The sequence below is a fragment of the Streptomyces xylophagus genome, assembly GCF_000716435.1.
Taxonomy (GTDB): Bacteria; Actinomycetota; Actinomycetes; order Streptomycetales; family Streptomycetaceae; genus Streptomyces; species Streptomyces xylophagus.
In genome coordinates this window covers 281527-295720 of the sequence record NZ_JNWO01000001.1, presented here as the reverse complement: position 1 = coordinate 295720, position 14194 = coordinate 281527, and the positions used below count along the sequence as shown (strand labels likewise).

The window sequence follows — 14194 nt, the reverse complement described above, 5'->3', positions numbered from 1 at the left end:
AGCATCGCCATCGCACAGGCGCGCGACTCTCGTTCATATCTACGAACTTGGCTCCGGGTGGGTGCCGCCCGCGCCGAACCTCTGATAGTTAAGTTTCCTATCAGTTCGGCGGTACGACCAACTCCCCACCCCCCACCACAATTTGGAGTCCCCGTGGTCCACCCGTTCCACGAATCTGCGACCTCCGAGTCGGCGAGCCCCTCTCGCCGCACCCTCCTCGCGCTCCTCGGCGTGTCGGTCGCGGCAGCACCTCTGCTGCGCACTCCGCGGGCCTCGGCAGCCACGAAGGCAGCCGCGGCGATCGGCCTCGACGACCCGGCGAAGAAGGAGATCGCCATGAAGCTGGTGTCGAGCGCGGAGAACTCCTCGCTCGACTGGAAGGCCCAGTACAAGTACATCGAGGACATAGGCGACGGCCGGGGCTACACCGCCGGCATCATCGGCTTCTGTTCCGGCACCGGCGACATGCTCGACCTCGTCCAGCTCTACACGGACCGCAAGCCCGGCAACGTCCTCGCCAAGTACCTGCCCGCGCTGCGCAACGTCAACGGCACCGACTCGCACTCCGGCCTCGACCCGAACTTCCCCAAGGACTGGCGCACGGCGGCAGGCGACACGGCGTTCCAGCAGGCGCAGAACGACGAACGCGACCGCGTGTACTTCAACCCGGCCGTCAGCCAGGGCAAGACCGACGGACTGCGCGTCCTGGGCCAGTTCACGTACTACGACGCCATCGTCATGCACGGCGACGGCGACGACCCCACCAGCTTCCGCAACATCCGCGCCCGCGCCCTGCGTTCGGCCAAGCCGCCGGCCCAGGGCGGCAACGAGACGACGTACCTCAACGCCTTCCTCGACGCACGCGTGTGGGCCATGCAGCAGGAGGAGGCCCACAGCGACACCACCCGCGTCGACACCGAACAGCGCGTCTTCCTCCGCAACGGCAACTTCGACCTCAACACGCCGCTGTCCTGGAAGGTCTACGGGGACAGTTACAAGATCAACTGAGCTGTCCTGTAGGCGCGTTGGACGGCCCTGCCCGTCATGACAGCCTGGTGCCAGGACTCGTGCGCACGGGTCCTGGCACCACGCCGTCCGGGGTGATGCCTCCGGCGTATCGCCTTATGCGACACAGGCGTTGGACACCCGCACGTGCCCCTTCCTAGCGTGGTTCACGAGCCCGTCGCCCTCTGCCGCCGGGTCGACTCGAACCGACCTGGGGGATCTCCACTGTGCGTGTTTTCGTTACGGGCGCGACCGGTTACATCGGATCGGCGGTCGTCCGCGAACTTCTCGAAGCGGGGCATCAGGTCCTCGGTCTCGCCCGCTCGGACGCGGCCGCCGACACGTTGACGCGATCCGGCGTCGACGTGCATCGCGGTGACATCGACGACGGCGACAGCCTGCGCGCCGGAGCCGCAGCGGCGGACGGCGTGATCTACACCGCGAACCAGCACATCACGGAAACCACCGACTCGGCCGCACGAGCGAAGGCCGAGCTGACCGCCGTGGAGGCGATCGGCGCGGAGTTGACGGGCACCGGCAAGCCCTTTGTCGTCACCTCCGGGGTCCTCGGCCGCACACCGGGACACCTGCTCACCGAGGACACCCCCGCCAATCCCAACCTCGTCACAGCGCTACGGCTCCCGGTCGAGCTGTCCGTCCTCGCTCTGGGCGAGCGCGGGGTGCGGTCGTCCTCGGTACGGCTGGCGCCCACCGTGCATGGCCGAGGGGATGCCCGCGGGTTCATCTCCACTCTCATCGGCGTCGCTCGTACGACGGGTGTGTCCGCCTTCGTCGGCGACGGGTCGAACCGATGGCCGTCGGTGCACCGCCTCGACGCGGCGACCCTGTACCGACTGGCCCTTGAATCCGCCCCGGCCGGTACGCCCCTGCACGCGGTCGCCGAGGAGGGGGTGCCGTTCCGGGACATCGCACAGGCCATCGGCCGCCAGTTGAAGGTCCCCACCGTCAGTCTGACTCCTGAGGAGGCGGGCCGGCACTTCGTCGGTTTCCTCGCCCCGTTGGTCGCCCTCGACAACCCGGTGTCGAGCGCGCTGACCCAGCAGCGCATGGGGTGGCGACCGACGCAACCCGCACTGGTTCCGGACATCGAAGAGGGCCATTACTTCGGGGAGTTCAGCGCGGAAGTCTGATCCGGCCCCTCCATGATCGGGTGAGCCACAGACCTCAGGAGGCCAACGTGCGGTCGGCTACCTGCCGAACCGACCGCTGCCGGGCGGCAGTCAGCAGTTGGCGCGCTTCAACTCGCGTGGCACGCAACCGCAGTTCGGCATCTCCGTGCGGACCGTCCGCCGTGGCGGCAAGGGCGGCCGCCATCCGGTCCCGGCCCCGGCTCAGCCGGCTGCGCACCGTACCGACCGGAACCCCGCAAATGTCCGCGATCCGTTCGTACGAGGTGACCTCGGTGGCGAAGTAGCGCAGCACCAGCGGCATACGCAACGCCGGGGGCAGCTCCTCCAGAGCCTCCCAGACCCAGTCGCGCAACGCGTTCCGCTCCAGCCACTGCTCCGGGCCCAAGTGCGTTGACTGCGACGGCAGATTACTCACCGGCCGAACCACGACCGCTTGCCGCAGCACCAGCCGGCTGCCGTTGCGCACAATCATCCGCAGCCAAGCGCCGACCGCTTCCGGTTCGCGGACGTCACCGATCCGGAGCAGCGCCGTGAGCGCCGCGTCCTGCATCACGTCGTCGGCATCCGGGCCCGACCCCAGCACGCTCAACGCCACGGCGCGCATCCCCGCCCGGTGTCGCTCCAACAGCAGCCCCAGCGCGGCGAGTTCACCCGACTGCGCCGCACGCGTCAGCACCGCGTCCTCCATATGTGCCGCCCCCGCGACTTCCCTCATCATGAGTCCCTTTCGGCACCTGTGTCCGGCTGTTCAGGGCACCCTGGCGAGCGCCGTCCTCCGAGCCGGAAGGCCCGGGCTCGGAGGACGGCGCACCGTTCACCGGTTCGGCAGGGTGCGGTGTGTCAGGCGTCCGCGAGCCAGCTGCCGTGGAATCCGGCGGGGACACGCCGGGGCAGGTGGATGGTGGCCACCGGCTCCTGGGTGAGGTTGTCGGCGTCGAGGACGACCAGGTCGCTGCGGTCCGTCGAGGCGTCGTAGACGTAGGTCATGAGCCAGCCGGGGCCGCCGGGCCGATCGTCGGCGGGGGCGAAGGCCGCCTCGCCGGGGAAGCGTCCCGGAGCGAAGTAGTGGCTGGCGACGCTCGCCTTGCGGAGGTCGTACCGGTGGATCGCGGCACGTGACTCGTTCGGGTCGTACTGCGGGAGTTCCGGGACGGGCGCCGCGGTGGCGTGGCCGAAGTCGGCGGGCAGGCCAGCGAGTCGGTCGTCGATGCGGGGGAACTCCCCCGGGTGGTCGTCGAGTTGCTCCTCGGCGACGGCCCCGGTGGTGAGATCAATGGTCCACCGCCACAGGTGCGCCGCGGTCGCTACGGTGACGCCGTCCCGCAGGGACGGGTACCGCATGCCGAGCAGGACGAGTCGCCGACCGTCGTTCTCCTCATGGGAGTTGAGGGTGTGGAAGACGTAGCAGGGGTCGATGTCAAACCAGCGGATGTCTCCGTACGGGTCGTCCCTGCGCAGCACCCCGAGCCTGGCTCCGTAGGTGTCGGACCAGACGTAGGGCATGCCGCCGTCCGGGTCCATGGCCCGCTCGATGCTGAACACGGCGGGCAGGTCCATGAAGACGACGTGGTTCCTGGTCAGGTAGAAGTCGTGCATCATCGTGTGCGCCGGTACGTCGATCGGCCGGCTGACGGTCAACTCGCCGCTGGCGTCGGCCCGGTGGTAGGTGAGGTAGGGCGCCGACAGCCCGCCGTACCCGTAGAAGTGCAACTCGCCGGTGACCGGGCAGGTCTTGGGGTGGGCGGTCATCGGAGTGCGCAGGCGGCCGTCGAAGTCGTAGGTCCCCAGCGTGTCGAGTTCGCGCCCGGCCTCGCAGCTCAACTCCTGTGGGAAGGACGTCTCGACGAGGGCGAGGGTGCGGCCCGCGTGCCGTATGACGTGGGTGTTGGCGACGCCCGCGGCGAGGTTCATCTCGCCGTCGCGGCCGTAGACCTGGGCGCCGGTCGCGAGGGTGGGGGTGCGGACCCAGCGGTTGCGGTACGAGGTGGCCTTGCCGCCGTCGAGGCGGACGCCGTGCACCATCCCGTCGCCGGTGAACCAGTGGGCGGAGGCCGCCTCGTGCGGGTTGGGGCCGTTGCGCAGGTACCAGCCGGTGAGTTCCGGCGGTATGGCTCCGGTGACCGCCAGTTCGGTGACCGTGATCTCGTCGGGGACCGGGGCGAAGTTGCCGGCCAGGTGCGGAGACGGTGGGGTCTTGTCCGTACTCATGGGGAAGTCCTTGGGATAGCCGGTCAGGCGGACGCTGCTTGCATGGCTTCGAGGCGCGCCTGGACACGCTTGGGATAGACCGAGGTGAAGACCGCGGGGGCGACCAGGCCGACGACATGGGCGGTGATGCCGACCCAGGCGGGAGCGTCGGTCGCGTTGCCGATGGCCAGCACGACGGCGATGAACGTGAACCCGGCTCCCCAGGCGGCCGTGATGGCGTTGTTGACGGAGAGGAAGCCCGGGGTGTCCCAGTACTCCTCGGGCGTCTGGCGGCGGGCGATCCCGAGGGTGAAGGGGCTTCGGAGCGCCATGCTGCCCCAGGCCGTACCGGCGAGCCAGACGAAGGACAGGACGTCGCTGTGGTCCTGGACCGACGAGTCGGGCGAGTTGAAGGCGATCGCCCCGATGATGACGAAGTAGATGATGGTGCTGATCTCCAGGATCATCGCGTCCATCGCCACTCCCCTGCGCCGGTCCTGCAGAAGCAGCAGAAGGCCGACGACGCAGCCGGCCACCGCACCCCAGCGCCAGTCGAAGGCGGAGACGAAGCCCGCCGCGATCCATGGGGTGAACCCACGCAAGTAGCCCATGATGCCCACGTTGATGTTCCTCACAGCTCGATGTTCCAACTTTGACAGGTGGAAGCTAGATGCTCCGCAATCAACATGTCAAGAATGGAATATTGAACGAAAGTCCGCCGCGCGACCACCCCCTCAGACCCGAACAGGCCCTACCTGTGCAAACCCCCACGGCGGCGTCCGACCTCCACGCGGCCTCCCTCCCGGACGCACAGAATCCGCATGGGTAGTTTTCGACCTGTCAATATTGGAGTGACCCGCGTTAGGGTTGTGGGCATGAGCCTTCGCAACGCCCTCTTGGGACTCCTCGTCTTCCGCCCCGGCAGCGGCTACGACCTGCTGAAAATGTTCAACACCTCGCTCGGCTACGTCTGGCCGGCCAAGCAGAGCCAGATCTACGGCGAGCTGACCAAGCTGGACGCGACGGGCCTGATTAAGGTCACGGAGGAGGGCCCCCGGGGACGCAAGCAGTACTCGCTCACCCCTGAAGGGCACGCGGAGACGGTGCGCTGGCTCACCGAGAACCGGGAGAGCAGGCCGCAGCGCAACCCGATGCTCCTGCAGACCTTCTTCCTCGGACTCCTCCCGCGCGAGGAAGCGGTACAGCGACTCCTCGACCACGCGGAGGCCTCGGCCAAGGAGCACGACACCCTCGTCGCCCTGCGCGACACCGAGGAGTGGGACAAGGACATGCTCACCGTGTGCGGCAGGCTCGTCCTCGAACACGGCATTCGGCAGCGGGTGTTGGAGCAGGAGTGGGCCCATTGGGCCGCCGAGCAGCTTCGGACCGGGCACATCGCGGGGCCCGTAGCGGAGGTGGCTGTACCGGACGCGGACGAATCGCGTGCCGGCGGTGTCGCCGATCAGGCGCACTCGGACAAGGACGCCTCCTGATCACGCCCGCACGCGTAACTGGCGCACGGCGTACGCCCGGATGAACGCACAGGCCCCGTCGATCATGGCCTGACGGACCCTTTCCGGATCGGGGTTGGCGGGCACCGGTTGACGGTCGTAGGCCAACAGGACGGCCAGGGCGAAGAAGTGATCCCCCGTCAGCCGCGGGTCGTCCGTGTCCAGGAGCCCGGCGCCGGCGAAGTGGGCCAGGCGTTCCGCGAACACCTCCTCCACCGCCCCCCCGTCGCGATGTGGTCCCGGGTCGTCGGAGTCCGCAGATGCTCCTGGGCAACGAGGGCGAACCCGGCGGCGTAGTCAGCCGAGCACCGCCGATCGACGTGCCGAGATCGATCGCCAACTCCGTGAGTGACCGCTCCAGTTGGGGCACCGCCGCGACCCGTGCATCCTCCGGGAGGTGCTCGTCGAGGGCGCGACGCACCGTGTCCAGCAGGGACTGAGACACATCGGAGAGTCTCCCTCTTCTACCAGCAGGTTCGTGACGAGACGGTCCTGCTGCTCATCACGCAGGGGCGCGGCACAATCTTCTTCGTCGTGGCCGTCCGCAAGGTCGCGGCACGGCTCGACAGCCGCATCGTCTTCGCCGCCGGAGTGGTGCTGCCCATGATCGGGACCGTGCCGTTCGCCCTCGCGGACGCACACGGCGGTGCGCGCCGTCCCGCTCACCCTCGCCTTCTCCGTTCCGCCGGAGCAGAGCACCGGGCCCGTGCCCGCCGAGGCCGCGGGCCCGGTCCAGTAGACGGGCGTCCGCACCTCAACACACCCGTCGCGTCCGCGCCGTAGCGCTCCCCCAAGGATGATCTCGCTCCGTTGACACGGTAACAACGTTAACGCTACCGTCGGCGATAACGCTGTTAACACATGTGGGCGACACCTCCAGTGAAGCGAGGCAGCCGATGGGGAAACTCAAGGTTCTGATCTCCGGTGCGAGCATCGCCGGACCCGCACTGGCACTGTGGCTCGCCAGGTACGGTGCGGACGTCACGGTGGTGGAGCGGTGGCCCGAACTCCGCACCGGCGGCCAACTGGTCGACCTCCGCGGAGTGTCACGAGAGGTTCTTCGCCGGATGGGCGTCGACACCGAGGTCCGGGCCGAGCGCGACAGCAACTCCGGCCTCTCCTTCGTCGACAGCCGAGGCCGTACGAAGGGAGCACTCCGCGCCGATCAGTTCGGTGGCGACGGCCCGGTCGCCGAGATCGAGATTCTGCGCGGCACCCTGTCGCGGGTGCTGTACGAGCAGTCCCGGGACCGGGTCCACTACCTGTTCGGCGATCGCATCACCTCGGCACACGACGACGGCACGAAGGTGCACGTCGAGTTCGAGTCCGCACCCGCCGAATCGTTCGACGTGGTCGTCGGAGCCGACGGCCTCCACTCCGAACTGCGCGAGACGCTGTTCGGCCCGGAAGCCGACCACCTGCGTCACCTGGGGACCTACATCTCCTTCTGGACGGCCCGGAACCACACCGGCCTGAAGGACTGGACCGTCGCGTACAGCGAACCCGGCAGAACCATCGGGATGCGATCCATCCTCGGCAACACGAAGGTCATGGCCTTCTTCAGCTTCCGCGCCGGCCAACCGTCCTACGACTGGCGCGACGTCGACGCCCAGATGCGCATCGTCAAGGCCCGGGCGTCCGGCATGGGTTGGGAGGCGGCCGCCCTCCTGTCGCAACTCGACACGGCACCCGACTTCTACTTCGACACCTGCAGCCAGGTCACGCTGCCCAAGTGGTCGGCCGGACGTGTCGGCCTGCTGGGGGACGCCGCGTACTGCGCCTCGCCCCTCTCGGGCCACGGCGCCACGATCGCCATGGTCGGCGCATACGTCCTCGCCGGCGAACTGGCGGGCACGCCCGACGACATCACCGGGGCGTTCACTCGGTACGAGCGCAAACTGCGCCCCTGGATCAGCCAGATCCAGCAGTCGGCCCCGGACTCGGGGAAGACGATGACGCCCCGGACCGCGCACGGCATCGCCTTCCGCAACCACCTTGTCCGCCTGGCAAGTCACGTTCCCGGCAAGGGACTTCTGATCCGGAGCCAGATCAACAGGTCGAACGCGTTCACGCTCGACGACTACTCACGGCACCTGGTGGCGGCCTAGCCCCGTGCTCAAGCGGCCCGGCCCCGCGCTCAACACGCGATACGCACATCCACAAAGACCCGAAAGGAACAACCATGTCGGTCAGTTGCATCAATCCCCCTGAGCTTCCCCCGCTGCCGGGCGTCCTCTCCCACGCCGTGGCCGTGCCTGAACTCGGACTCGTCTACACCTCGGGCCAGGTGGCCTGGGACAAGAACGGCGAACTCGTCGGCGGCGACGATCTCGCCGCACAGTTCGAGAAGGCCTACGACAACGTCGAGTTGGCACTCCGCGCGGCCGGCTCCTCCCGCGAGAGGATCATCAAGGAGACGATCTACATCGCAGGTTACACAACCGACCGCGCCGCCGAACTGGTCGGAATGATCACCGCGGCGCGCAAGGGCACCCCAACTCCTCCCGCGAGCACCGCCGTTGGCGTCGCCTCCCTCTACACGGACGGCTTCCTGGTCGAGATCGAAGTCGTAGCCACGCTCTAAGTCGTAGCCACGCTCTAAGTCGCAGCGGCATTCCAAGTCGTAGCGACGGCCTGAAGCGACGGTCCAATCCACCACCGATTCAGACCATCCCCCGACAGCCTCCCCTTCACCCACACCCGCACGGAGAACCCATGCCCCTGGCACCGCCCCCGTTCGACCCCGAACTCGCCGCCGTCCTCGAGTCGTTGAAGGAGGTACTCACTCCCGGCCTGACGCTGGGCGAGATCGACGACCTCCGCAACGGACCGGCGATGGCCGCGCTGGCCGAGATCGACCTGACGATGGACGGCGCCTTCGACGTCGAGGACCGGACGGCGCCCGGGCCCGAAAGGCAGCCCAGACATCCCTCTCCTCATCTGCCGCCCCACCGGGCCTGCCCCCGCGGACCCTCGCCCGGTCCTCTACTTCGTGCACGGCGGCGGCATGGTGGTCGGCAACAACAGGGCCGGTGTCACTGTGCCGTTGGCCTTGGCGAAGGAGTTGGACGCGGTCGTCGTGTCCGTGGAGTACCGACTGGCTCCGGAGCATCGGCATCCGGCGCAGATCGAGGACGTGTACGCCGGACTCGTCTGGACGGCCGATCACGCCGCCGAACTCGGCGCCGACGCCGAGCGGATCGTGGTCTCGGGCACCAGCGCGGGCGGTGGACTCGCCGCGGCGCTCGCCCTGCTCACCCGCGACCGCCAAGGCCCACGACCCATCGGCCAGTTGCTGATGTGCCCCATGCTGGACGACCGCAACGACACCCCGTCCGCCCACCAGATGACCGGCGTCGGTATCTGGGACCGTACTGCCAACGAGACCGGTTGGACGGCGCTGCTCGGCGCCTCGCGCGGCGGCCCGGACGTGTCCCCGTACGCCGCGCCCACCCGAGCCGATGACCTCACGAACCTCCCGCCGGCCTTCCTGGACGTCGGCAGCGCGGAGACCTTCCGTGACGAGATCGTCACCTATGCCAACCGGATCTGGCAGGCAGGCGGCGCGGCCGAACTGCACGTCTGGCCCGGCGGTTTCCACAGTTTCGCCGGCTTCGCTCCGGAGGCACGGCTGTCCCGATCGGCCCTCGCCGCCCATCTGGACTGGCTGCGCAGGCTCTTGGGAGAGGAGCGGGGCTGATCTCGTCGCGTCGTTCGGCGTCTCACGCCCGCCGGAGCAGAACCCCTCCGGTCTCCTCCCCCGCCTCTCATCAGTTATCGTCTGCACCTGTCATCGCGGCTCCCCACCGTTGGCGATAACATCGTTAACATGCCCAAGGGTCACGAAGGTTCCGCATCCGCGCAGGCGAGCCCCCCGCCGCCCGCGATCCGCGCCAGAGCACTGGTGACCACTGCTCTACGGATCGTCGACGACGGCGGACTGGAAGCGCTGACCATGCGGCGGCTGGCGGATGCGAACAAGCTCCAACTGCCCGCCATCTACCGCGTGTTCAGCAACAAGCAGGCCCTCCTGGACGAGATGGCGGAGGCGATCCTGGCCAAGGCCCTGCCGGACAGCCGCGAGAGCGACTGGGACGCCGAGGTCACCCTCCTCACCAGACACCTCAGGCAAGCCCTGCTCGCACAGCGGGAGGGCGCCAGGATCGTCGGCGGAAGCTACGCCGCGAAGCGGCACAGCCTAACGCTCGCGGAGCGGCTCGTCGGTGTCATGCAGCGGGCCGGCTTCAACGGGGTCGCCGCACTCTGGGCCACGTCCACTGTCTTCTGCTACGTCCTCGGGGAGGTCCTGGAACAGCAGGGCCTGACCGACGACGCCCGCGACAGGCTCACGTTCCCCGGCGCGCGCGAGACCTACCCTCAACTGTTCTCCACCCCCGTCGAGGAGATCCTCAACTTCGACGACCGCTTCGAGTTCGGACTCGGCCTGATTCTCGGCGGCCTCCGCGCGCAGCTCCCCCAGAAGGACCTCCCCGGCAGGTGATCGTTCGCCGCGCCCGGTAGCGGTGGGCAGGTGTCCACGGCGGCTGCCGAGGACACCCCCACCCCCGTTTCGGAGAATATATCTCCACTTTCTTCGGCCCGGGAAGCCCCGCGACTCGACTCTCCCGGACGATCACTCGCCGTCCAGCCGGTCACCTCGAACCGAACGACAGGCACCCATCCCCACCAGGCAAGATGCCCGAGATCGGCGTACCGAAGGCGCGCGGCTGAAGCCGCCCGCGCCCTGTCGCCGACCCGCCATCAGGCGCCGCCGAAGCGACACCGAGGGCGTTTTCCACTTCGGTTCGATCCCTTGACAGCCCCAACCGGCCGTTCCCAAACTACCGACCATTCGGTTGACGGCTCGGGTCGAACGCCCCCGCTGTCGACATTCCAGAAGGGTTGATCACTATGGCTGAAGTGGCGCTTCACGATGCCCAGAGCCCGCCGGTCCCGACAGTCACCGCCTCCCACATCGGTCACGCGACAGCCGTGGGGGCGGCCGGGTTCGCGTGGTGCTCGCTCATCCTGGGCCTGCACACCGCCGGCGTCATCGACGCGGCCGACGGCACGATCGTGCTGGCGGGAACGTTCTTCTACGGCGGCATCGTCCAGCTCGTCGCGGGCTTCTTCGCCCTGGCCTCGGGTGCGACGTTCGCGGCTTCGTTCCTGACGGCGTACGGGGCGTTCTGGCTCGGCTACACCGTCATCGAGTTCTGGGCGGCACCCCACATCGCGGGAGCGGCGGCCGCCGCTGCGAAGGCCGGCGGAGCGTCGGCGGAGGCTTCGGCAGCCGCGGGCGGTCACGCGGTGATGCAGTCGCTGGGCCTGTTCCTGATCGCCTGGCTCGTCGTCACGCTGGTCTTCGCCGTGGCCAGTCTGGGCACGAACGCGGTGATCGTGAGCGCGTTCTCCCTGCTGACGCTGACGATCGTGCTGCTGGTGATCGCCTACCTGGGCGCGTCGAGCGCGGGTGTGCCGAGCGAAGGGGTGCTGCACACCGCCGGCTACGTCGAGATCGTGCTGGCCGCCGTCGCCTTCTACCTGGTCATGGCGGAGCTGACCAACGACATCCGCGGACGCACGGTGTTCCCGCTCTTCGCCCTGAGCCGCGACCCGCAGGCCGTCGCGCAGACGGCGTGATGCGGAACCCCCCACCCACCTCAAGGAGCCGCATGAAAAAGCCCGAGGCAAGAGACCGCCTCAAACCGCCCCGCAGAGTCTCCGTACTGAGCAGCGCCTCCGCGGTGCTCCTCTTCGTGGCCGCAGGCCAGACGACAGCCACCGCACTCCCCGCGCACGCGGCCAACTGGCAGCCGCCCGCAGCCAGTTACGCGGCGAGCGCGCCCGTCCACACCACCGTGACCATGGACGACGGGGTGAAGATCGCCGTCGAGGTCGTCTATCCGACCGACCCGAGCACCGGCGCACGCGCGTCCGGCCCGTTCCCCGTGCTCCTGACGCAGAATCCCTACGGCGCACAGCGCTCCGATCCCACGGACAGCGGCACCTACTTCGTGCAGCGGGGCTACATCTACGTGGCCTCCGCCATACGTGGTACCGGCGAATCCGGTGGACAGGTCGACTGGTTCGGGGACCGGCAGGGCAAGGACGGAGCCGACCTCGTCGACTGGGCGGCCCACACGCTGTCGGGGTCCAACGGCAAGGTGGGGCTCGACGGTTGTTCCTACCTCGGGGTCGACCAGTGGTTCACCGCGGCGGCCGTGGGCAAGAACTCCGCGCTCAAGGCCATCACCCCGTTCTGCACCGACTCGGACTTCTACAACGACCTCACCGCCAACGGCGGTATCCCGACCCCCTTCGTGGCCGGCATCGCCCGGGCCGAGCCGCGCGGCCCCGAGGACGATCCCGCCACCGACCCGCAGTCGGTGACCATCGCCCAACAGGCTTCGGGTGGTTCACGCTCGTACAACGACGCGTACTGGCAGGCCCTGAACGTCCAGAAGCTCATGCCGCGGATCGTCGGCAACAACATTCCGGCGCTGACCGAGGCCGGCTGGAACGACCTCTTCCCCGGCGGCAACCTCGGCGCTTATGTGTCCGCCCAGAACGCCTACTTCCACCGGCCGTTGACCGATCCGATCTCGTCGGACGACCCCGTCACCGGCCGTTACCAGGCGATCGTCGGCCCCTGGACCCACGGCGAGCACGTCAACGAGGCGACGCTGCAGGCCATCCGCCTGGAGTGGTTCGACACCTGGCTCAAGAACGCGCCCACCGGCATGGCCACCACCTCAACACCCCTGCACCTGTTCGAGAACGGCGCGAACACGTGGGTCGACAGCGCGGCATGGCCGCTGTCCTCCGACGCCCGGACCTACTACCTCGGCGACGGCTCCCTCACCACGGACAAGCCGACAAGTCAGGGCAGCGACACGCTCACTTGGAGCACGGCGACCGCGGCCAACACGCTGACCTACACCACCTCCCCGCTCACCAAGGCCGCCCTGCTCGACGGCCCGACCGACGTCACCCTCTACGCCAAGTCGACAACGCCGGAGACCGAGTTGACGGCCAAGCTGAGCATCGTCGCGCCGGACGGGACGGTGACCAAGCAGGCCGACGGAATTCTCCTGGGCAGCCAACGCGCAGTGGACGCCCAAGAGAGCTGGTACGGCGCGAACAACACCCTGCTCAAGCCCAGCCACCCGTTCACCGAAGCGTCGCAGCGCCCGGTGACACCCGGTCAGACCACGCGCTACGACATCTCGCTGCTGTCCAACTTCACCAGGATTCCGGCCGGTTACCGGATCCAGATCAGCATCAACAGCCAGCCACCGGCCGACTTCCACTTCCCCGTCGCCCCGACCCCGCAGGAACTGGCGAACCTCGCCGGTGGCGTCTACACCGTCGACCGCTCCCCACAGGCGGCATCCTCAGTCAACCTGCCGCTGACGACACCGAGTTCGGCCACTCCCAGCCGCGACGACTGGGGACCGTCCTCCTGACACACGGGTGGCAGGTCTGTACGTACGGCAGACCTGCTACTCCTCTGTGGAGGCGGGCCTGACCAAGCCCATCACCTGCTCCACCGTCTCGTTGCCCAGGCTCGGTGTCGACAGCGGAAGGTTGTCGGGACGCTGCCTGATGCCGTTGAGAAGGATCTCGAAATAGCGGCGCCAGATATCGGGCCGCTTGCCCTGGGTGAACTGGCTGGCGGCACTGAGCATCTGCACCACGACGGGGATGTCGGAAGGAGTGATCTCCGGACGCAGATCCCCGCTCTCCTGGGCCCGCCGGATCAGGGCTTCCAGGAAGGGGAGCATGCCACCCCGCACCGTCTCGATGGGCTCGGAACTGTGGCTCCCCAGCATGATCACTTCATGGAGGCCACGGTTCTCGGCGAGGTCCGCCCCCATCTCCATGAGGAAGTCCACGAACCCTTCCCACGCATCGGGATGGGCGAGCGCCCGCTCCGCAGACGCCTGCCGTATCCCTAGATCCTGCTCGAACAGGGCCCGCACAAGGGTCTCCTTGTCGGGGAAGCGCCGATACACGGTCCCGACCCCGACCCCCGCGTGCCGGGCCACGTCATCGAGCGTGACCCCCAGCCCGTGCTGGCCGAAAACCTCCCGCGCGGCACGCAGAATCTTCTCCCGGTTGAGGGCCGCATCGCGCCTCAGCGGACGGTCGCCCTCCGTCGGAGCATCAGCCCCGGAACCCTCAGCCATAACCCCATGCTAACCCTGCTGATCACTGGCCAATTGGGCCACCGCATGGTCCGCCCAGAGCCACCCGGCAGAAAACGTTCCAACGACCATCGGGGTACACTGACGCCGCCCATGAGAACCGCGTCGTGCCTGGTCGCACGGCTGTCAC

At 68.4% G+C, this 14194-nt stretch carries 14 protein-coding genes and 1 pseudogene; 10 read left to right on the top strand and 5 right to left on the bottom strand.

Going from position 1 to position 14194, the window contains the following annotated elements; all coding sequences use genetic code 11:
- Nucleotides 1-153 precede the first annotated feature (153 nt).
- Nucleotides 154-1008 carry a chitosanase gene (locus OO70_RS01325; RefSeq protein ID WP_043662652.1) on the top strand — a complete coding sequence of 285 codons (855 nt, stop codon included), beginning with the start codon at nucleotides 154-156 and terminating at the stop codon, nucleotides 1006-1008.
- Nucleotides 1009-1232: 224 nt separating this feature from the next.
- Nucleotides 1233-2156 carry an SDR family oxidoreductase gene (locus tag OO70_RS01320; RefSeq protein ID WP_043662650.1) on the top strand — a complete coding sequence of 308 codons (924 nt, stop codon included), beginning with the start codon at nucleotides 1233-1235 and terminating at the stop codon, nucleotides 2154-2156.
- Nucleotides 2157-2190: 34 nt separating this feature from the next.
- On the opposite strand, the gene OO70_RS01315 is transcribed toward OO70_RS01320, so the two are convergent.
- The 3 genes from OO70_RS01315 to OO70_RS01305 all read right to left on the bottom strand — a co-directional run bounded on the left by OO70_RS01315 (nucleotide 2191) and on the right by OO70_RS01305 (nucleotide 4978).
- Nucleotides 2191-2832 (bottom strand): RNA polymerase sigma factor, encoded by a 642-nt coding sequence (locus OO70_RS01315; RefSeq protein ID WP_324604826.1) that lies wholly within the window; start codon nucleotides 2830-2832, stop codon nucleotides 2191-2193.
- A 164-nt stretch (nucleotides 2833-2996) separates the two neighbouring features.
- Entirely contained in the window at nucleotides 2997-4364 is a 1368-nt protein-coding gene (locus OO70_RS01310) for a carotenoid oxygenase family protein (protein ID WP_043662648.1), read from the bottom strand.
- Nucleotides 4365-4387: 23 nt separating this feature from the next.
- Entirely contained in the window at nucleotides 4388-4978 is a 591-nt protein-coding gene (locus OO70_RS01305; protein ID WP_234336659.1) for a hypothetical protein, read from the bottom strand.
- A gap of 240 nt (nucleotides 4979-5218) precedes the next feature.
- Here OO70_RS01305 and OO70_RS01300 point away from each other — a divergent pair, with 240 nt between their 5' ends.
- Nucleotides 5219-5836, top strand: a complete 618-nt coding sequence (locus OO70_RS01300) for a PadR family transcriptional regulator (protein ID WP_043662646.1) — start codon at nucleotides 5219-5221, stop codon at nucleotides 5834-5836.
- On the opposite strand, the gene OO70_RS55700 is transcribed toward OO70_RS01300, so the two are convergent.
- Nucleotides 5837-6070 carry a TetR/AcrR family transcriptional regulator C-terminal domain-containing protein gene (locus tag OO70_RS55700; RefSeq protein ID WP_051740438.1) on the bottom strand — a complete coding sequence of 78 codons (234 nt, stop codon included), beginning with the start codon at nucleotides 6068-6070 and terminating at the stop codon, nucleotides 5837-5839.
- Between the two features lie 318 nt (nucleotides 6071-6388).
- Here OO70_RS55700 and OO70_RS54380 point away from each other — a divergent pair, with 318 nt between their 5' ends.
- From OO70_RS54380 to OO70_RS01265, 7 genes and pseudogenes are all read left to right on the top strand, one after another.
- Nucleotides 6389-6637 (top strand): hypothetical protein, encoded by a 249-nt coding sequence (locus OO70_RS54380; RefSeq protein ID WP_158711392.1) that lies wholly within the window; start codon nucleotides 6389-6391, stop codon nucleotides 6635-6637.
- Nucleotides 6638-6750: 113 nt separating this feature from the next.
- Nucleotides 6751-7962, top strand: a complete 1212-nt coding sequence (locus OO70_RS01290) for an FAD-dependent monooxygenase (protein WP_051740436.1) — start codon at nucleotides 6751-6753, stop codon at nucleotides 7960-7962.
- 74 nt (nucleotides 7963-8036) lie between these two features.
- On the top strand, nucleotides 8037-8438 hold the full coding sequence (locus OO70_RS01285; protein ID WP_043662644.1) for a RidA family protein: 402 nt from the start codon (nucleotides 8037-8039) through the stop codon (nucleotides 8436-8438).
- Between the two features lie 131 nt (nucleotides 8439-8569).
- A pseudogene (locus tag OO70_RS01280) lies at nucleotides 8570-9554 on the top strand (alpha/beta hydrolase).
- Between the two features lie 129 nt (nucleotides 9555-9683).
- Complete coding sequence (locus OO70_RS01275) at nucleotides 9684-10355, top strand: TetR/AcrR family transcriptional regulator C-terminal domain-containing protein (protein WP_234336658.1); 672 nt, start codon at nucleotides 9684-9686, stop codon at nucleotides 10353-10355.
- Between the two features lie 410 nt (nucleotides 10356-10765).
- Nucleotides 10766-11497 carry an acetate uptake transporter gene (locus OO70_RS01270; protein WP_043662640.1) on the top strand — a complete coding sequence of 244 codons (732 nt, stop codon included), beginning with the start codon at nucleotides 10766-10768 and terminating at the stop codon, nucleotides 11495-11497.
- A gap of 32 nt (nucleotides 11498-11529) precedes the next feature.
- The gene (locus OO70_RS01265; RefSeq protein WP_043662638.1) at nucleotides 11530-13323 is read left to right on the top strand and encodes a CocE/NonD family hydrolase; all 1794 of its coding nucleotides are present in this window, start codon (nucleotides 11530-11532) and stop codon (nucleotides 13321-13323) included.
- 36 nt (nucleotides 13324-13359) lie between these two features.
- On the opposite strand, the gene OO70_RS01260 is transcribed toward OO70_RS01265, so the two are convergent.
- The gene (locus OO70_RS01260) at nucleotides 13360-14046 is read right to left on the bottom strand and encodes a TetR/AcrR family transcriptional regulator (protein ID WP_043662637.1); all 687 of its coding nucleotides are present in this window, start codon (nucleotides 14044-14046) and stop codon (nucleotides 13360-13362) included.
- Nucleotides 14047-14194: the final 148 nt, after the last annotated feature.

Coding starts and splice junctions, on each gene's coding strand:
- OO70_RS01275 (WP_234336658.1), top strand. CDS start 9,684: ATGCCCAAGGGTCACGAAGGTTCCGCATCCGCGCAGGCGAGCCCCCCG.
- OO70_RS01310 (WP_043662648.1), bottom strand. CDS start 4,364: ATGAGTACGGACAAGACCCCACCGTCTCCGCACCTGGCCGGCAACTTC.
- OO70_RS01290 (WP_051740436.1), top strand. CDS start 6,751: ATGGGGAAACTCAAGGTTCTGATCTCCGGTGCGAGCATCGCCGGACCC.
- OO70_RS01300 (WP_043662646.1), top strand. CDS start 5,219: ATGAGCCTTCGCAACGCCCTCTTGGGACTCCTCGTCTTCCGCCCCGGC.
- OO70_RS01285 (WP_043662644.1), top strand. CDS start 8,037: ATGTCGGTCAGTTGCATCAATCCCCCTGAGCTTCCCCCGCTGCCGGGC.
- OO70_RS01265 (WP_043662638.1), top strand. CDS start 11,530: ATGAAAAAGCCCGAGGCAAGAGACCGCCTCAAACCGCCCCGCAGAGTC.
- OO70_RS01260 (WP_043662637.1), bottom strand. CDS start 14,046: ATGGCTGAGGGTTCCGGGGCTGATGCTCCGACGGAGGGCGACCGTCCG.
- OO70_RS01270 (WP_043662640.1), top strand. CDS start 10,766: ATGGCTGAAGTGGCGCTTCACGATGCCCAGAGCCCGCCGGTCCCGACA.